Source organism: Psychrobacter sp. LFX-11D, assembly GCF_904846475.1.
GTDB classification, from domain to species: Bacteria; Pseudomonadota; Gammaproteobacteria; order Pseudomonadales; family Moraxellaceae; genus Psychrobacter; species Psychrobacter cryohalolentis.
The window spans coordinates 23,957-43,453 of sequence record NZ_CAJHAV010000005.1 but is presented as its reverse complement, the minus strand read 5'-3'; the positions used below and the strand labels follow the sequence as shown (position 1 = coordinate 43,453).

Sequence of the window (19,497 nt, the reverse complement as noted above, 5' to 3'; positions counted from 1 at the left end):
GATAATTGATGGATGGTATTTTACGAATATTAGATGCGGTTGAATAGCTTTTTATTCAACCCTTATGATTGATTGACCTGATCCCAAGCCATCCCAAACATATCTGAGACGAGCGCTTTACCAACAGGCGCATAAGGTAATAGCTCAGGTGCCAGTACGGATGTCTGCCACTGCGGCATTTGTACCAATAGTGGCGCACTAATGCTAAGAATCACCAACACCATCAGCACATTTTTAGCAGCACCTAATAGGCCACCTGCCATCTTATCAAGTACACCCAAACGTAAAGTTTTTAAGACACCTGAAAAGACAAAGGCAACCAAGTGCATGATAGCCAATATCGCAATCACTACCAATAAAAAAGCAGCAGCCATCTGTAAGACAGGGTTCTGGATGATACTCGATAACTGCGGTGCTATGGAAGCGGCCAATCGACTTGCTGCAATAAGAGCGATAAACCAACCGACCAAACCAACTGCCGTCTTAATCAGACCCACTTGAAAGCCGCGCCATAAGCCTATTAGCACCACAACAGCAATCACAATGTCTAAACCACTCATGTATACCGCCTCGTTACTTTATATCTTTTGTATCAGGTGTTGAATTAAGTATTAGATAACAAGCCTTCATACTTTTAATGTAACCCATATAGCTTAAATTAATTTTCCATCGCGTCGTAATAACCACCGATAGACTGTATACAAGACTGTACAAGCCCAGGCCCTTTATAAATAAGCCCTGAATAAAGCTGAACCATATCTGCGCCCGCTTCGATTTTCTTGACGGCTTTAGCGCCACTATCGATACCGCCGACCCCAATCAATGCCACTTTACCATCCAGCTGATCAGAGAATTGTTGTAAAATCTGCGTACTAATGTGGCTGACCGGACGACCTGATAAACCGCCTGCTTGATCGCCATCGGGCAAATCTTCAACGCCTACGCGGCTCAACGTGGTATTGGTCGCAATCAAACCATCAATCTCGAAATCCAGCAGTTGCTGAGAGATATAATCTACCTGAATTGGATCTAAATCAGGCGCGACTTTAAGAACCAATGGCACATAAAAACCGTATTCTGTTGCCAATTGACTGTGGCGGTTTTTGATCGCATCTAACAAATGAGTTAATGCTTCTCCGCTTTGCAGGTCACGTAAATTTGCGGTATTTGGCGAAGAGATATTGACAGTGATGTAGGAAGCATGTGGGTAAATACGCTCTAAGCAGTAAACATAGTCATCAGCCGCTTTTTCAACTGGCGTTGCAGCGTTTTTACCGATATTAATGCCGATATTGCCTTTGTATTTACAGCGCTGCACATTTTCAATGAGGTAGTCGACACCTTCATTGTTAAAACCCATACGGTTAATAATGGCGTCTGCTTGTTTGAGTCTAAATAAACGCGGTCTATCATTACCGGCTTGCGGCTTTGGCGTGACTGTACCTACTTCGATAAAGCCAAAACCAAGCTCAGCTAAGGCGTCAATATAATCGCCGTTTTTATCCAGTCCGGCTGCAAGACCAACAGGATTAGAGAACTGCAAGCCCATGCAATCAGTTGGCTGCATAGATTGACCATAAACCAAACCTAAAACACGCGCTTTATGAGCTTTATCCAATAAAGATAAGGTCATTTCATGCGCGTGCTCAGGGTCCATATTAAACAAAAAAGGGCGAAGTAAGGCATAAGACATAGTAACGACAGACCCTGCTTGAAAGTGAAAATGAATAAAGAAAACCAATGTGCTCAAGCGCAGCGATTATATCAGCTTAGTCGAAATAAGACCAAAGTTTCATCAGCCAATTTTACTATAAAGAATATATAGTGAATTCAGTATTAAAACGGTACAGCGGGACTGGAATAAATTTTACGCACCCTCTGTCGGCGTAGGCACAGCACGCCAGAAAAATTTATTCCAGTCCCGCGTTGCAATATAGCGTATCTATTTTATTTGGAATCGACTATAAATAGCTACTCTCTACAATAAGATGTAGCTCAATTATTAAGGGACAGGTCGACCATCCGCTAGAGCAATCCAGCCTCGCACGATACGGTATAAATGCCAAATAAAGGCAACACCCATAATAATAAAACCAATGCTTGCTAGTAATACCGAGCCGACAGCGATATTACCGCTATCCGCCATCATACTAACGCCAAAACTACCAAGAGCAAAAGTAATGATGCCAATGCCAACGATAAACCACACAATACTGTACCAAAATGTTTTAATTTGCCAGTCAAAGTGCGTGGCAAGCCATGTGCCATCAGCATCACGACGTTTGGCATAATTCATAAAGATAGGCACAATCCACAGCAAACCGGCAGTAAAATAACTGAGTACATATAATAAATACGTAATGTGGTTATACGTTACTAAAGAGCGGCTTTGTTTATTGTTCATATTATCACTCATCGGATTATTTATATGATCACCTGTCATGGCATACATAGCATATAGTGCTGATTATAAAACCCTACACATAAATGAGGCATGAATTTTAAAGTGAAACATTTGTTATAGCTATTTTATAGTGTCTAAGAAGTACTTTTTCAATAAGGTCTGCTGTATAAATGGGTTTGTTAGCATAAAAGCTATTGGCTACTTCTGAGTAAACTTTATCCCAATGCTCCTAGCCCCTTACCCCTTGCCCCTTTATAATGAGGTCACGGTAGCCTGAACCTGAATCGCTTTAGTGAGTAAATCTTGCTGCATAGACAACTGAGTGAATTGCCAGCCTTGTTGTTCAAGCTTACCAAGGGCAGCACTCACCACTGCTTGACTCGGATTGTTAAAGCTTAGTTGTACCGTATCACCATTAGCAATCACTTGCGCATCTACAATACCTGAGTTAGTTAGCAGCGCGTTGACACTACTAGCAGCAGGTATCAGCTCTGCACCATCAGCAGTATTGGCAGCCGCTAACGCATTACTATCGATATTACCTGCTTGAGCACGCAACCAAAAATAATCAGCAACCTGCTCTTGGTACTCGCTTTTGCTATGATTGGCTGCCTGATGAATACTATAACCGCCATAACCGCCAATAAACAGTAGTAAAAAAGCAGACAATAATAGCAAAGCCAACTGGTCACGAGAAGACAATGCTTGCCAGCGTACAAATAGCAGGTTTTGATAGCTTGTCATTCGCGCTGATAATGCACTTGTCTGCAGCATCGTTGTGCTACGTTTGGTACGGCGCTGTAGTATTTTCATCATTACCCTTTATTGCCGACACTGCTGTTGTTGTCTACGACATTGACCGTTACTTGACCGCTAAACTGCCCTTGCTCATTGCCATTCACTTGCTCTAGTTTTGCCGTTAGACCTTGCGCGACGAGTGTAGCAGTAAACTGATCAAGACTGCCGCGATCAGGAGCAATCAACGTAAAGCTAAGTGCCGAAGACTGCATAACCAATGCTTGCGCCTTTAATGACGACTGTTTAATCAAAGGGGATATACGCGAAAGCACTGCCATGTGTGACGCTGGTGCTTGGCTATCGCTGCGCAATTTTGGTTGTAGTTGAACTTGTAGTTTGGTACGCGTACTGAGTGGCTCATTTGGAAACCAAGACTGATATTGTGTCGCAATCTCAGTCTTAGTCGCAGTTGTTGCCTCATTATATTGATACCACTGCACCGCATCGGTCGCCATCTGTAATACCAGTGCCGATAACGCCACCATCAGCGCCACACGAAGATAAGGTGACAACTGCGAATCCGTTGACTTAACAAAAAAGTTCAGCGCATGACGCTCTGCGTTATCAAGTGGTTTTGGCGTCGTCACTAGTGTGATTAACAACAGTTGATGCTCAGCTATCATGTCAGCTGTAATCGCGGTAAAGCTGCCTGCTGCTATAGAGTTTTCAATCTCAGTTCGATTAGCAAGCTCATTATCAGTCGTAATGATATCAGTAGCAATAATGTCAGAAACGTAGCCGGTATCGTAAACAGTGTCCTCAATGGCAGGTACTATCAAGACCTCGCTTAAATGCGGAAAACGCTCAAAGATTAGCGGTAAATAGCTGACTGCCATACCTTGATATAAAGATTGGCGAAGCAACACAGTTTCTTTGTCTTGATATAGGGTGATTTGCTGCCCAGCCCCTTCTTCTGGTAGTGGCAATAATAGAAAATCAGGCAATAAAGCAACGATATTCATGCCAGCAAGCTTTGCGCTCTGTTGCCATAATTCGATATCAGTTTGTGCCAGCGCATATAGATGATGGGTGTTATTATGACTCATTTGCCGAATAGCCAATTGCTCAACAGGCGTTAAAGAAGTCTCTTCAAATAAGTACTGCTTGCCACTACTGCCTAACTGCTTAAGCTGAGTGCTGTTTAGCTCCGTATCGACCTGTAACATATGGGTAGATGGAAAATAAAGACAAATGGCTTTTTGGCTATTTGCTTTATAGCGACTATAGATATCCTGTAGCTGCTGCCAACCCTCGACCAACTGCCAGTGTTGATTGTCTTCATGCCAGACCGCTAGTGGACTGTGCTGCGCTCTTAACCAAACATGTAACACCAAATGTGTCCTCAATTATTAAAGCCATAATATATCAAAGCTATCGTTTAGCTAAAATGCAGATGATCTAGGACCATCAACAGCAGCACTATTATTAACCATCAATAATAACTTATATTAATAAGGCTGATCCGGTACAAAGCGGGCAATCTCGCGTGCCATACCTGCCATCACAAAATCCATCTCAAACACACGTGCTTCTGCCAAAGAAAAAGACTCAGGATAGTCATTGGTTAGCAACCCTGCGATATAAGCAACGATAGACATATGACAAACCACCACCAGACACTTAGCTTCAATGTCAGCAATCTCATTCAACGCTTGACGCGCATCGTCAGACGGCGTGAGATTGTCTTGTATGCTCGATGGAACAATAGGCAGTTGTGCCTGGAGTTCTACCAGTGTTTGCTGTGCCCTCGCATAAGGACTGACCAAAAAATAATCGGGATGATAATGCGTAGTGATATATTTTGCGGTCTGCTTTGCTTGCTGCTGACCAAAATCCGTCAGCTGGCGGGCGCTATCGGGACGCGTCTCGTCTTCTGCTTGACCATGGCGCATCAAAATAATTTTCATAAGTTATCAGCCTTTTTTATTGTTGTTATATCGCCAGTGCAAATTATAAGTAACTCTCTTTTAATGACACGCTATTGCTATTGCGCTAACAACTTCTTACTATTTATTACCCTGCTTACTTTTATCCTCTTTTGATTGACTGTTTGCAGTTTGCATTTGCGCGGTCAGCGAAGCATTACTGTGGTCGTGCTCCATGACAAATTCAACATCACTACGAAAGCCTGCTTCCATCAAATGCAGGGCAACACCAAGCGCCGCTTTGTCTTCATAAATGACGGCATATAACGCATGAGTAATAGGCATATAAATGCCTTCTTTAGTGGCTTTTTCATGTACTTGCTGAATGGTATTCACCCCTTCAGCAGTTTGTCCCAATTTTTTGACCGCTGCATCAATCGTCATCCCGCGACCAAGCATATTACCGATACGATAATTACGACTTAACTCCGAGCTACAAGTGGCATACAAATCCCCGACACCTGATAGCCCTAAAAAGGTCAGCGGATTGGCACCGGCATGTACACCAAAGCGACTCATTTCCGCTAAGCCACGGGTCAATATCATGGCTTTGGTATTTTCACCAACCTCGTAAGCAGCTGCCATACCCATAGCAATGGCATAAATATTTTTTAGCGCGCCGCCAAGCTCAACACCGCGGATATCATCACTAGCAAATACTCTAAAGAATGCACTATGTAATGCCGCTTGTACGGCATGACGTAATGGTTCAGATTCACTAGCGATTACCGTAGCAGATGGCATATTTTTCATGATTTCTATAGCAAGATTTGGACCAGACATCACGCCAAAATTTACTTCAGGTAGCTCGTCTTTGATGATGTCACTCATCAGGGAAAAAGTGTCTTTTTCCATCCCTTTGGTCAAAGAAACAATAGACTGCCCACTAATAAAAGGGGCGATACTTTTAAGCGTTTCGCGAAACGCCAATCCCGGTACGGCAATGAAGATAATATCCGTATCTTTGACTGCGGCTTGCAGCTCATGACTGTATTTTAGGCGGTCATCAAGCTTATAGCCTGGCAGGTATTTTTTATTCATTTGCGATTTTGCCATCGCTTTGACCGTACGCTTGTTACGCACCCACAGCGTGGTATCGCAGCCATTGCGTGCCGCTAAGTTTGCCATGGCGGTGCCAAAGCTACCGCCGCCTAATACCACTAAACGCAGCTTGGTCGGATTTTTATGTATCTCTTCCATTTTTTTTGCTACGGCAGATTCTACCACACTTGGATTTAACTTTTTACGTCCAAGACTAGATTTGGTAGCACGCTCAATGATACCAGACAACAATTTATTTTGTTTTTCAGCCATTTTTTGCTCAGCTTGTGTGCTGTCTACGTTGGTATCTGTGCTTTTGTCATTAGCGCTTATCATATGTTTTATCCGAATTGACTGACTTTGTGATAAATTGATTTATGCTGAGTATACAGTGAGCGCAGCAAAATGTATGAACAATTATTTGTACAAATTAACAGTATTTTTTAGGCTACTAGCTCAGCCAAACAGCCATTCTCGTTAAGTCATTACTTAGCTATGCTCTTGGTTGCCCACTATATTATGCAATAAAGACTTTTATTGATCAAAGCGCATCAGTGGTTCAATATCAATCGGCTTACGCGTTGGCATATCACAAGGGCTGCTGCCGGTATAAACAAAAGCCGTGACATAATCATCTGCACTTACATCAAAATATGCTTTAACAGCAGGCTCATTACAGAGTAACCCAGTACGCCACACCGTACTAAAACCTTGTGCCTTTAGCGCTAAGATGAGGTTTTGAACCGCCGCACCCGCACTAAGCATCTGTTCAAAGGGTGGTACTTTTTTATGCGCTTGCATTTGTGTGACGACAGTAATAATAACGGGTGCACGTAATGGCATATTATAAGTTTTTTGCCGATCTTTTTCAGATAGGGTATCGCCTTCTTGTGCTGCTTTGGCTTCAGCTGCCACCAAAAATGCACGACCTAGCTCATGACGAGCATTACCCTGTGTGACGATAAAGCGCCACGGCTGTAGTTTCTTATGATCTGGGGCAGTCACTGCACAATCAATAGCGGCTTTTATCTGGCTCTCTGTCGGTGCAGGGATACTCAGATTACCGATACTGCGCCTCGATTTAATCCAATTGATCAGTTGTTCATCGGTCACTTGTGAGTTGGTTACTATCGGACTTTCGGTATTGTTTGGCTCATCATTATTATGGTTGTGACTCTTTTCAGAGGTACTCATGGTCTATCCTTATTCATTATTATAAGTGTTTAGCGGTTAGGCACATTTGCCCATTATAGGTAATATTATTATAGTTTTATGGGATATAAGTAGAAACAAACCAGCTGCTGCTATATTGTTATAGAGTAGCCAACAGTATTGGACAACAACTGGTTTTTAATATTTAAAGCATTGAATAAAATCTATGCTGCGTCCGAATCTTCAGTACGATGCTCCATTTTCAGATAGTCTTCTGACTGCATCTCAAGCAGGCGCGAACGTGTACGTTCAATCTCGAACGCCAGTTTTTGTCCTTGATATAATTCAAGAATCGGCTGTTGCGCGCGCACCAATAATTTGACACGGCGATCATAAAACTCATCGACTAAATAAATAAAACGTCGTGTGGGATCCCGCAAATCATCATCGAGCGCTGGCACTGCATTGATAAGTACGGTGCTGAACTGCTTAGCGATTTCAATAAAATCAGATGCCGACCGCGGCTCCATGCATAAATGACGGAAGTCGCAGAATAAGATGTCATCGGTACGCGCATTAATCCTGATTTCACGACCATTAACAGTGATAGGCTCATTGCTGAATTTTTGATTGTTAGACAAGCTAGCAAAACGGTTGGCGAGCCAGTGATGATTGGCTTTGGTCATGGGCGACTCGTATAGCTCGGCTTGTTGCAGCACACGCAAGCGATAATCAATACCGGAGTCGATATTCATAACGCTGGTATGCTTCTCAACTTCGGCAATAGCTGGCATAAAGCGATCTCGATGCAAGCCATCTTTATAGAGTCCAGATGGCTCAATATTTGATGTCGCTACCAATGTAATACCGCGATTAAATAGCATGGTGAACAAATCACCCAAAATCATCGCATCAGAGACGTTAGAGACAAAAAACTCATCAAAACAGATAATCACCGCTTCAGCATAGATGATATCAGCGACTTTTTCTAACGGGTCGCTCTCGCCTTGCAGCTTATGTAGCTCTTGATGTACCCGCTGCATAAAATGATGAAAATGTTGACGCATCTTGCGCTCAATGGTCAATGAATCATAAAACATGTCCATCATCCATGTTTTACCACGTCCTACCCCGCCCCACATATACAAACCTTTGGGTGCAACAGGCTTTGCTTTTAAAAAACTAAAAAAGCCTTTTTTCTGTACCGCGTTATCATTGAGCTGATGGTAAAGACCATCCAAGTAACTCATCGCCAAATACTGCTGCTCATCACGAGTAAACTCATCCGTGCTGATGGCTTGCTCATAACGCTGTAAGGGAGATAAACTCATAATACGACTCATCATTAAACAAAATAAATATCAGAATAAAGTATTAATACCGACAATCGCTACTAACTTATGATTTTTACACTGAGATAGTAGCAACTGGTTTATCAGAATGGCTTATCACAACCATTCTTTAGGTTAACACAGCTTAAGGTTGTAAAAATAATCCGTTAACTCTTAACAATACTGATTAGCGCAAAGCTATTTTAGGTAGCTTAAAGAGTATTAAGCGCTCTCTAAATACTATATATCGCCGTTATACGTATGCTGCTCCAAAAGCTTTTTCAGCTCAGACAAACGCCCATGGAAAAAGTGTCCTGCGCCATCAACGATACTGACATCAATCCCCAAGCGCTCAGCAAAATCTTGCATATTGCTTGGGTTGATAACCTCATCCGCATTACCATAAATCTCAAAGGTTTTATCAGCGGGTAAGTCTATATCACTGCTGTCATTTTTTTCGACTGAGGGAGCAATGAGAGCAATCTTAGATATCTCAAAATCACCCAGTCCCCATATGTGCGGCGACACTAGCACTTGCTCAGCCACACGCGCTGTCACATAACCGCCGAATGAAAAACCACCAAGCCATAATTTTCGTGCCGGAGTTTGCTCAGCAATCCATTGTAGCACGGTCATTGCATCAACTACTTCCCCATCAGCATAATCATGCTCACCGGTCGATTGTCCAACACCACGAAAGTTAAAACGTACTACGTGCATACCATTATCACGAGCAAAGCGGTACATGGTCGTCACCACTTTATTATTCATCGTGCCATCGAACAACGGATTGGGATGGCAAAGCAGCGCAACGGTATCCGTATTTGGATCATTAGAATTGTCTTGTTGCCAAAGCGCGTCAACTTCTAACACGCCAGCAGGAGCGGGAATCAATTGCATATAATACTTATTAGTTAAGAATGAATAGCTCAATTATCCTAGATATGGTTTATATTTCAAGTGATTTGCTGTGTATTGCCGCTATCTGTCGAATTTTTACTATTAATCATAGAAAATTGTCAAAAAAATATAGCAGACAGATATTGCTTCAGACAGACATTACTTATGACTTTTGGGCAAACTTAGCGCACCTTTATAGCTGTCTATTTCGGTAGGTAATACAAGCGCAATATCGAACACAATAACCGTCTAGACACTCAATATATCAATAGGGTAAATTCATCGTTTGATAAAAGCTTTAACGTATTTGTGTGTCACTTTTAGGTTCATGCTTTCATTTTTACTTTACCGGAATTAGGAAACCCTTATGAAGACTTTTAATAAAACGGCTACCTTAGCAGCCACCTTAGTCGCTGCCCTCACTTTGAGTGCCTGTCAAACCACGCCTTCATCGCCAGTTATTCAACGTGCCAACTCTATTTATGAAACAACTGGTATTGCCAAGACCAAGATAAAAGCTCAGCAAAACGCACTAGATAGTGCTAAGACTACTTGCCGAGGCAAACAAGTGATTATCGTTGAGGATCAAGTGAAATATAATGGCATCTTAAATGAGAGTACAGGGCGCATGATTGGTCAAGCGAGTGCCGTGCTCGGTACCATCCTTGGCACAGGCTCACCAAATTTATCACGTGATGATGACTATGAGTATATGATCAGTTTCCGCTGTCAGTAAGTCATGTCATAAAGCTGCAGTTATATATGTAGTGTATTAGCGATAACTTAGAGCCAATAAGCTTGCGATAAAGATACAATATCAATCGCTGCTTGTTGGCTTTGCTTTTTGTGTAGAGGCTTTTAGGTTAAACTACCCTATCTTATCTTTTACGTCACCTAACCCGTCTCTAAGCCCTCACTATCTTTGGTCTATTATTATGCGCAAACCCAACCTGTCAAATACCAAGCACACTAAAGTATTAGCGCCTGCCAAAGATTTAGCGACCTTGGAGGCAGAGTTGGCAGAACAAGAAAACAGTGTAGAAAATAACTTAGAAGATACTGTCCTGCGCCTTAGTGATTACTTATCAGCGGTCGATATGGTGATCAAGCAAACTTTTAATCACCGTGTTTGGGTCAAAGCTGAGATACGAAATTTATCTAGCAAAGGTGGGCATTATTATTTTGAATTGGCAGAAAAAGATGACGACGGCAAAGTCATTGCCAGCTGCCGTGGTAACCTTTGGCGCTTTAAAGCGGCGCGGGTTTTAGCCAAGTTTGAGCGCGCAACGGGTATGCCACTGGATCGTGATTTGACGGTTTTATTAAAGGTATCGGCAGGTTTCCATGCGCAATACGGCTTCTCTCTCACCATTGAAGATATTGACCCAAGCTATACGTTAGGCGATTTAGCGCGTCAATATGCTGAGATGGTTGACCGCTTGGCAGGTGAAGGATTATTAAACCTGAATCAGCAGTTGCCAACTCCGTTTGATATCGAGCATGTGTTGGTCATCGCTCCTGAAAAAGCCGCAGGGCTAGGCGATTTTCAAGCGGACGCCAATAGACTCGCTAGTACAGGCGCTTGTCATTTCCATTATCATAACGCCACTTTTCAAGGTAATCATGCCCCAGCGGAGATTCGTCAAGCAATCATCAGTGCTCGGCAGCAATTTGAAAATACTTATCAGCGCCTGCCAGATTTATTAGTAATTATCCGTGGTGGCGGCGCTGTTGGTGATTTGGCTTACCTTAACGATTATGAGCTTGCTGCTTTAGTCGCTGAGCAGCCTGTCCCTGTTTGGGTTGGGATTGGTCATGAGCGTGACAAAGTTATCTTAGATGAAGTGGCTCATACTAGCTTTGATACGCCATCAAAAGTCATTGCGGCTATCATGGCGCATTTAGCACAGCTGGTCACTCAGACACTGCAATATCAAATGCAAATCAAACAAGCAGCGCAGCGTCAATTAAATACAGCTGAACAACAAACTGCGCGCCAATTGAGCCAAATACAATCGCAAACCATTGGTCAATTAACGGCACTACAAAAAGACAGTGTTTATGCGTGGCGTAGTATCCAACAAAGTGCACATCGTCAAGTGAAACAAGCTGCCAGACAAGCAAGCGAGCTGCATATACAGACTCAAGCCTCTGCTTATCAACAACTTTCACTCGCCTCTACTTATAGTAAAAATCATCAGAAAATTATTATGCAAAGTGCTCAGCAGCAGTTAATACAAGCGCAGCGTGATAGCGCACATCTGCGTGATATTGTACTCTTGCATCGACCGTCTCGCGTGCTTAAGCAAGGCTATAGCATGCTGACTGATGAACAGGACCAACGAATACTGACCAGTAGCAACCAACTTTACCCGGAGCAGACCATTCATATCGTCCTAAAAGACGGTAAAGCAAAAGCACAAATCATTGACATTAAAATGGATAAGAAGCCCACAGAATTTACAGAAGCTTCAACTTAACCCCATAATAATATTTCACGATTATTTATTACTTTTACTTTAGATATTAGGAAACCTTATGACTACCCCTACTCGCAAACGCAAAAAAGCCGCCCCAAAAACTTTTAAGGCGGCCTACGATATCTTAAAAACCAATGCTGCTGAATTGCAGCAACAAGATGAGCCTGATATTGATAATCTCATGACCACTGTTGAAGAATCAATTGCCGCTTATCGCATTTGCGAGACTCGTATCAACGCAGTACAACAAGCTTTAGATGCCGCATTTTCTGAAGAAAACAAAACGGTTGCAAGCGAGAGCTAAACAGCCGTTTTGTCGTGCCTAAATGGCTTTTAATGAAAGCTATTCAGGCTCGTCAACTTCAAACACTTGGCGCAGATAGGCAAGATAGGTATCATTATTGATCATTGTCTTGCCTGGACTATCAGACAGTTTAGCCACTGGCTGACCGTTGCATTCAACCAATTTCAGAACAATATTCAATGGCGTGATGCCCATATCGTTGGTGAGATTGGTGCCAATACCAAAGCTGGTTTTGATTTGACCTTTAAAATACTGATGCAAATCCCACGCCTTATTCAGATCTAAGCCATCACTAAAAGTTAACACTTTGGTTCTTGGATCTATTTTTAGCTTTTGATAATGAGCAATCGCCTTATCACCCCAAAGATACGGGTCGCCGCTATCATGACGCAAACCATCAAAGAGCTTGGCAAAATACAAGTCAAAATCGCGTAAGAACGCATCCATGCCAACGACGTCAGTCAGCGCAATACCCAAATCACCGCGATACTCGTGTACCCAAGCTTCAAGCGCCGCTTTTTGCGAATCACGCAAACGCACATCCAGTGCCTGAAATGCCTGCATAAACTCATGCGCCATGGTACCAATGGGCGTCATGCCAAGCTTTTTTGCCAAATAAACGTTGGACGTGCCGCCCACTATATTTGGCTCAGCTTTGTGCAAAGTCTCAACCACATGAGCTTGCCAGTCTTTATTAAACCGTCTACGTGTACCAAAATCAGCAACGATAAAAGGAGGAATATCACGGCTATTGCCTGCTTGTTCGGCAGCATAACGATGTAACAACTCCACTTTCTTCTCTAAGCGGCGCTGCCCTTCTTCAAGCACACTTGCATCCGTTAATACTTTAAAATATAGCTCATTGACAATGGCTAGTACGAATACTTCGAAGAACATCGCCTGAATCATCGGACCTTCGATATCGATAAATAGACGACCTTTGTCGTCGGTAGTCACCGTGATAAAACGACGTTTTAATTTAAACAATTCCAAGTAATCAACGAAGTCTGAACGCATAAAGCGTAAGCCACGTAAGTATTCTAGTTCATCTTCTAAAAATCGCAATTCACATAAGCTGTCTAGTTGCTGCTCTAATTGCTCTTTAATATCAGCAAGTGGATAAGCCGCATCTTTATTATTACGGCAGCGAAAGCGGTAGACACCATGGGTTTGAGGAAACTGATGTAGCATGGCTTGTAGCATAGTAAATTTGTACAAGTCGTTATCAAGTAACGAGGTAATAATAGGCTCAAAAGTAGTAGAAGTATGGGTAACGGTCATGTTACAGCCTTAAATACAAAAATGAAAAATCGCTAAACGAAGCAAGCGATAAATAGGTGGACATAACGATATAGTAAATGAAAAGTAATATCGACACATTATGTACTGCTGATATCAATTTTTCTTGCTTGCTGTGCCTACGCAGACAGAGGCTGCAAAAAATTTGTACCAGCAGTACCGTAGCGTTTCTAGAGTATTTTGACTATATATATTACTGATAGAACAATCATAAGCGTTTGAGTATAACGAACTTTAGATTATTTTTCAGAGTTCACTATGGATTGCAGCAAAATTACTACGATTCATAGCAGTATTCATCACATTATTAGCTGCCTATCACCTATAAAAAAGACGCTAAGAATATTCTTAACGTCTTTTTATAAAATTATTAAACCATGTTATTTACTAAGATTTCGCAGGTTTAACCAACTTCACCAGTGGCGCATAGCCTGACTGAGGCATCACATTAACTGGGATAAATTGCAATGCACCGCCATTGATGCAATAACGCAGACCGCCACGGTCTTTTGGACCATCAGGGAACACATGACCCAGATGCGAATCCGCTACTCGTGAACGAATCTCAGTACGTACCATGTTAAATGCCATATCGTCATGTTGCGTAATCACTTGCTTATCAATTGGCTTGGTAAAACTTGGCCAACCACAGCCTGAGGCATATTTATCGGTTGATAAGAATAAAGGCTCACCGCTGACCACATCGACATAGACACCGGGTGCAAACAAGTTATCATATTCATGACTGAACGCCCGCTCGGTGCCTGCATCTTAAGTGATATCATATTGTGCTTTGGTCAAAGTGTTTTTTAGCGCGCCTTTATCAAACCCAGCATAACGCTTAGGATCTAACGTCTCAGCGACAGTAGTGACTGGTGAAAGCTTAGTACGTGCCGTGTCTTCAGGCTTGTCATCAGCAAGGCTTAAATCCACATGACAATAGCCATTCGGATTTTTCGCTAGATAATCTTGATGATACATCTCAGCTAAGTAAAAGTTGTCCAATATTTTGTTTTCAACGACTATCTTTTGCTTATATTGACTTTGCACACGCTTGATTGCAGCATCAACTACTGCTTTATCTGCTTTGTCGGTGTAATAAACCCCTGAACGATACTGTACGCCGCGATCATTACCTTGCTTGTTTAAACTGGTTGGATCAACCACGCGGAAATAATACTTTAAAATCGTATCCAGATCCGTTTTATCAGCATCATAGGTGACTTTGACTGCTTCGGCATGCCCTGAACCACGGATTACTTGCTCATAGCTTGGGTTGACTGTGTCGCCATTGGCATAGCCTGACACAGCATCTACGACACCAGCGACTCGCTCCATATAGGCTTCTACGCCCCAGAAACAGCCACCTGCTAGGTAGATTGAGCGGGTGTTAATCGCCTTACCTTTGTCATTATAATAAACGCCATCTTTTTGCTTAATAGTCTCAATTTTACTGTTGTTATCTAATGTTTGGACATTTGCAGGCTTAGCACTACCAGCTTTGAGTTCAGCAAAATCATTATTCGCATTTTCAGCAAGGGCGTAGGCTTGCTCTGCTGACATATTACCTTTGACCAAATGCACCAAATTACCGTTTTTATCGAGTATTGCCCAGCTTGGATAAACCTGTACGCCAAGCGTATTAATCAGCTCACCTGAGGCATCAATCAATACAGGAAGCTTAGGGTAATCGGCTTGCACGCCAGCATACCAAGTGCTGAATTCGCCATCGGCTTTTTCATTCAGATGACCGGGACTTGCCACAGTGACGACATTTAAACCAGAAAATTTAGGATCCGTGCGCCATTCTTCAGTTTCTGCTAGCGTCCCTAAGCATAATGGGCACCAGCTCGCCCAAAACTTAACCAAGGTGGGTTTATTAGGGTCAATCACAGCAGCGCCATTTTTACCCAAACCTTTAGTCAACTGCGGTAATGCTTGCATTGTTTTGAGCATATCAGATGGCAACATATCACGTGAGCTTTTCACGCCACTATTTTGCTTGCTCGTGCTACTACTGACGTTATTCTCTGCACTACTCATCTGTCCACACGCTACCAATATGCCTGCACTCAAGACCGTCGTGACGCCAAACGCACTGATATTCTTTAACCAACGTGACGCAGCCTGCGGTGAGGCTATCGCAGAATTATTAGCGTTCTTATTTTCATGACTATTAGTGTTATGATTATTCGCATCATGATGGTTTTTCTTATGTGGCATGAGATATCCTTTTGACGAAGTCTTACGACTATAAGCTACATGCTGTAGGGCAGCTTATGGTCTTCTTGCGCTATTAGTTAAAGTAAATGAGTAAAGGTTTTGGAGCGATAAACATACTGTAAAAGGGTGAGTCAGGCTTAGTAAAAGCTATAAGACAAAATATAAATAGAGTGTGAGGCTAGAGTTGAAACCTAATGCTGTATCTGTAGTGGCTTTAGCTTAGATAAAGATATGACATGCTTTAAGTATGACTTCCATATTAGAGTATCTTAATAGTATATACTGATAATGGAGTTTTTTTTAATAGTAAAAGAGATGCTGCTACACTTTTTTAACAGCATGGAAATAGTAGAGTGATAGATTACTTTAGCAAAAACCTACCTTTTAGAAAATAATAACGATAACATAAGTCGCTATATAGTCAGTTCAAAATAAAAGCGATACGATTGTAATAACGTGCTATTGGCTATAAATTTTTTGCAGCCTCTGTCACGCCTGCGAACAGCAAGCAAGAAAAAATTATAGCCAATAGCACTGTATCTTTTTTAAAATGAATCGACTATATACACCTACTGCTTAGCACCCATAAATCTAGCGACATACTCATCAGTGGGATTATGACGTAAGTCGCTTGATGTGCCTGTTTGCACCAAACGTCCACCATTCAAAATACTAATACGCTGACCTACCTTGATGGCTTCGTCAATATCATGGGTAATAAACACGATCGTCTTATTCAATCGTGCTTGTAGCTCTAATAATTGATCCTGTAGTTGAGCGCGAATCAAAGGATCGAGCGCCGAAAAGGCTTCATCCATGAGCAATATAGGATTGTCCATTGCCAAAGCACGTGCCAGCCCAACGCGTTGCTGCATGCCTCCTGACAGCTCATCGGGATAGCTACGCTCTAGATTGGATAGACCAACTTCATTCAGCCAGTGCCGAGCTATCTCATGCCGCTCCTTGAGACTCAGTTTTCGCACCCGCAAGCCATAGGCGACGTTTTGAATGACGGTCATATGAGGTACCAGACCAAAATGCTGAAACACCATACTGACCGTTTGCTGACGATAGTGCTGAAGCTCTTTATCATTGAGCGCTAAGATATTAATAGCAGAAGATGGTTCTCCTTTCTCTACTGGCAAGACATCTTTATTTGTAACTACTGAGTTAGATACTATTTTAGTCACAGAGTTTTTAGCATTGATATCTGTATTTACCAATATCTTGCCACTGGTTGGATCAATCAGACGATTGATATGACGTATCAAGGTTGACTTGCCGGAGCCTGACAACCCCATAATACAATGCAGCTCGCCTGCTTTGACCGCCAAATTAATATCATAAAGCCCGACCGAATAGCCGGTTTGCTCTTTTACCGCAATACTATCCATACCCTCAGCCAGCAATGCCAATGCCATTTTTGCTTGTGCGTGACTGGCGTTATATATCTTACTGATATTTTCTAGCTGAATATGATTCATTGTCGTTCTCTTTGTTTTTATTTTTAGAGTTGTTATTTATTAAGATTGATTCATGTAGTTGAGTTATTTTAAAACCGACACAAGGCATTATTATGTCTGCAAATAACTGCTAACCAATCGGGCGTCTACCAGCTTCAATGGTTTTTTGGCGCGCACGCTTACCTTGCCCAAACGCCTGAGTAATGCGGTCAATGATAATCGCCACAATGACAATCGCCGTACCTGCTTGTAAGCCTTGACCAATATTGAGCGTTTGAATAGATTGCAATACATCTTCACCAAGACCTGGCGCTCCGATCATGGACGCCAATACCACCATGGACAGTGACATCATGACAGCTTGATTCACCCCTGCCATGATACTGGGCAGCGCTTGTGGTAGCTTAATCCAAATAAGCAATTGCAGATGCGTACTGCCAAACGAGCGCCCTGCTTCCACCATTTCATGATTCACTTGAGTAATACCCAAGGTCGTCAGACGAATAAGCGGCGGTAATGCATAAATAATGGTGGCAAACAGCGCTGGGACTTTACCGATTCCAAACAGCATCAGTACCGGTATCAGATAAACAAAGCTTGGCATGGTTTGCATCACATCTAATATAGGCGTCACAACCTTACGCAATAGCTTACTTCCTGACATGGCAATGCCGATAGGAATACCAATAACCACCGTCACCCATACTGAAACGATGAGCAGTGCCAAGGTATCAATTAACGCCCCCCATAATCCAAATGCCCCAATCAAGAACAACCCAGCACCACATCCTAAGGCAAACCAAATCTTGCGTACAGCAAACCATGCCAATACCGTCACAAGGGCAATAATTAGCCATGGTGGGATAAGCGTTAATAGGCGCTCAATAGGAAGCAATAAATACGTTAAGGCGACAGTACTGATCGTACGGAATACGTCGCCATGATTGCGAACAACGCTGGCTAAGGTGTTATTCAGTGGAGATTCAAGTGACCATGAAGGGAAGATAGATGACGGGTCTGCTAGGTTCGTACTAGATGCTGTTTTATCAGTCACGATAGCAGCACCCGTTAAGCTAATACCTAATTTAGCTGCAAGGTTGGTAGCTGCCTCGTCCGATAACCACTTCTGCCAAACTTGGGGGTTATCACGCAGAAAAACAAAGGCTTGCTCTTCTCCGCTACGTTTGCTTTCACTCATCTCTAAAATAGCACCATTAAGCTCAGCGGGGCTAAATTGGATTTTTTTGAAAACATCTGCAAGCTCAGGATTGGCATTAATAAACGGGGTAGATACAGCGATACCTAAGGGCGATACAGGGAATCCAGACACGCAATCAGCTGTGCCATCAGCAAGCAATAAGTCTTGCCAGCAGGCGTCATCATGGGCAGGAAATTCTAATGCGGCAAAATCGTATTTTGCCATCAAACCTGTCGGCTGCCAGTAATAAAATAAGAGTGGCTTATGCTGCTCAAAAGCGGAGGCAATTTCGGCATCAAGGGCTGCACCTGTGCCGGGATGGGCATTATTAAAATCACTCTCCAAGCCAGTATTTTTGAGCAATCGCGTATTAAAAATCTCACACGTCCAACCAGATGGACAGTTCATAAAGCGTGATTTACTGGGGTTTTCAGGGTCTTTAAACAGCTCAGCGTATTTAGGCAGATCTTGATAACGGCGTAGACCCGGGTTTTCGTCCAGTACATATTTAGGAACATACCAACCTTGGGTTGCACCGCCCTTAAGCGTGTCACCAATGACAGCGACTTTATTCTGCTCAATAGCTTGTGTCATGATGGGTGAGCGCCCTACCCACTGCTCTCCAATGACTTGGATATCATCTTGCGACAATGCCGTTTCAAGTGCAGGACCTGCTCCCGGCACCTCTTCTACCTGACAGCCATAGCCGCTCTCAATGATGTATTTTAAAACACCGCTTGTAAACTGACCACTCTCCCATGTCAATGCCCCAAATTTAATCGGTGCTTGGCATGTTGGCACAGCAGCTGATACTGGCAAAGACAGTAAGAGCGAGCTTATAAGCAATAAGCTAAATGCAATCCATTGGCGCACGGCGTTATCCTATTCATTATCTTTATTATGAAAATAGCTGTCATTATCCTAATTTGAGCAATTAATAAGCCTATCATCTACTACTGATTTTTATCTAAAACAAACA

16 protein-coding genes and 1 pseudogene are annotated in these 19,497 nt (G+C 42.6%); 3 read left to right on the top strand and 14 right to left on the bottom strand.

Annotated elements, in window-relative coordinates:
• Window positions 1–62: 62 nt before the first annotated feature.
• The 10 genes from JMX75_RS05230 to JMX75_RS05185 all read right to left on the bottom strand — a co-directional run bounded on the left by JMX75_RS05230 (window position 63) and on the right by JMX75_RS05185 (window position 9,551).
• Complete coding sequence (locus JMX75_RS05230; RefSeq protein ID WP_133104187.1) at window positions 63–560, bottom strand: CvpA family protein; 498 nt, start codon at window positions 558–560, stop codon at window positions 63–65.
• A gap of 98 nt (window positions 561–658) precedes the next feature.
• Window positions 659–1,693 (bottom strand): quinone-dependent dihydroorotate dehydrogenase, encoded by a 1,035-nt coding sequence (locus tag JMX75_RS05225; RefSeq protein ID WP_201531314.1) that lies wholly within the window; start codon window positions 1,691–1,693, stop codon window positions 659–661.
• Between the two features lie 309 nt (window positions 1,694–2,002).
• Window positions 2,003–2,404, bottom strand: a complete 402-nt coding sequence (locus JMX75_RS05220; protein WP_227500764.1) for a DUF4870 family protein — start codon at window positions 2,402–2,404, stop codon at window positions 2,003–2,005.
• 252 nt (window positions 2,405–2,656) lie between these two features.
• Window positions 2,657–3,217 carry a type II secretion system protein GspM gene (gene gspM, locus JMX75_RS05215; protein ID WP_201531313.1) on the bottom strand — a complete coding sequence of 187 codons (561 nt, stop codon included), beginning with the start codon at window positions 3,215–3,217 and terminating at the stop codon, window positions 2,657–2,659.
• A 2-nt stretch (window positions 3,218–3,219) separates the two neighbouring features.
• Window positions 3,220–4,533 carry a type II secretion system protein GspL gene (gspL, locus tag JMX75_RS05210; RefSeq protein ID WP_201531312.1) on the bottom strand — a complete coding sequence of 438 codons (1,314 nt, stop codon included), beginning with the start codon at window positions 4,531–4,533 and terminating at the stop codon, window positions 3,220–3,222.
• A gap of 117 nt (window positions 4,534–4,650) precedes the next feature.
• Window positions 4,651–5,109: a phosphohistidine phosphatase SixA gene (sixA, locus tag JMX75_RS05205; protein WP_201531311.1), complete on the bottom strand. Its 459-nt coding sequence runs from the start codon at window positions 5,107–5,109 to the stop codon at window positions 4,651–4,653.
• 99 nt (window positions 5,110–5,208) lie between these two features.
• Window positions 5,209–6,504 carry an NAD(P)H-dependent glycerol-3-phosphate dehydrogenase gene (locus JMX75_RS05200; protein WP_201531310.1) on the bottom strand — a complete coding sequence of 432 codons (1,296 nt, stop codon included), beginning with the start codon at window positions 6,502–6,504 and terminating at the stop codon, window positions 5,209–5,211.
• 198 nt (window positions 6,505–6,702) lie between these two features.
• Window positions 6,703–7,362 carry a nitroreductase gene (locus tag JMX75_RS05195; RefSeq protein ID WP_201531309.1) on the bottom strand — a complete coding sequence of 220 codons (660 nt, stop codon included), beginning with the start codon at window positions 7,360–7,362 and terminating at the stop codon, window positions 6,703–6,705.
• Between the two features lie 182 nt (window positions 7,363–7,544).
• Window positions 7,545–8,651, bottom strand: a complete 1,107-nt coding sequence (gene zapE, locus JMX75_RS05190) for a cell division protein ZapE (protein ID WP_020443299.1) — start codon at window positions 8,649–8,651, stop codon at window positions 7,545–7,547.
• 240 nt (window positions 8,652–8,891) lie between these two features.
• The gene (locus tag JMX75_RS05185) at window positions 8,892–9,551 is read right to left on the bottom strand and encodes an alpha/beta hydrolase (RefSeq protein WP_201531308.1); all 660 of its coding nucleotides are present in this window, start codon (window positions 9,549–9,551) and stop codon (window positions 8,892–8,894) included.
• Between the two features lie 367 nt (window positions 9,552–9,918).
• Here JMX75_RS05185 and JMX75_RS05180 point away from each other — a divergent pair, with 367 nt between their 5' ends.
• The 3 genes from JMX75_RS05180 (at window position 9,919) to xseB (ending at window position 12,335) form a co-directional block, all read left to right on the top strand.
• Window positions 9,919–10,287: a hypothetical protein gene (locus tag JMX75_RS05180; protein WP_011513429.1), complete on the top strand. Its 369-nt coding sequence runs from the start codon at window positions 9,919–9,921 to the stop codon at window positions 10,285–10,287.
• A gap of 199 nt (window positions 10,288–10,486) precedes the next feature.
• Window positions 10,487–12,031: an exodeoxyribonuclease VII large subunit gene (xseA, locus tag JMX75_RS05175; protein WP_133104177.1), complete on the top strand. Its 1,545-nt coding sequence runs from the start codon at window positions 10,487–10,489 to the stop codon at window positions 12,029–12,031.
• A gap of 58 nt (window positions 12,032–12,089) precedes the next feature.
• The gene (gene xseB, locus JMX75_RS05170; RefSeq protein WP_201531307.1) at window positions 12,090–12,335 is read left to right on the top strand and encodes an exodeoxyribonuclease VII small subunit; all 246 of its coding nucleotides are present in this window, start codon (window positions 12,090–12,092) and stop codon (window positions 12,333–12,335) included.
• A gap of 39 nt (window positions 12,336–12,374) precedes the next feature.
• On the opposite strand, the gene pncB is transcribed toward xseB, so the two are convergent.
• The 4 genes and pseudogenes from pncB to JMX75_RS05150 all read right to left on the bottom strand — a co-directional run bounded on the left by pncB (window position 12,375) and on the right by JMX75_RS05150 (window position 19,391).
• Entirely contained in the window at window positions 12,375–13,616 is a 1,242-nt protein-coding gene (gene pncB, locus JMX75_RS05165; protein WP_149492704.1) for a nicotinate phosphoribosyltransferase, read from the bottom strand.
• A 405-nt stretch (window positions 13,617–14,021) separates the two neighbouring features.
• A pseudogene (gene msrAB / locus JMX75_RS05160) lies at window positions 14,022–15,857 on the bottom strand (bifunctional peptide-methionine (S)-S-oxide reductase MsrA/peptide-methionine (R)-S-oxide reductase MsrB).
• A gap of 569 nt (window positions 15,858–16,426) precedes the next feature.
• Complete coding sequence (locus JMX75_RS05155; RefSeq protein ID WP_201531306.1) at window positions 16,427–17,341, bottom strand: ATP-binding cassette domain-containing protein; 915 nt, start codon at window positions 17,339–17,341, stop codon at window positions 16,427–16,429.
• A 109-nt stretch (window positions 17,342–17,450) separates the two neighbouring features.
• Window positions 17,451–19,391 carry a glycine betaine ABC transporter substrate-binding protein gene (locus JMX75_RS05150; RefSeq protein WP_201531305.1) on the bottom strand — a complete coding sequence of 647 codons (1,941 nt, stop codon included), beginning with the start codon at window positions 19,389–19,391 and terminating at the stop codon, window positions 17,451–17,453.
• Between the last annotated feature and the right edge of the window lie 106 nt (window positions 19,392–19,497).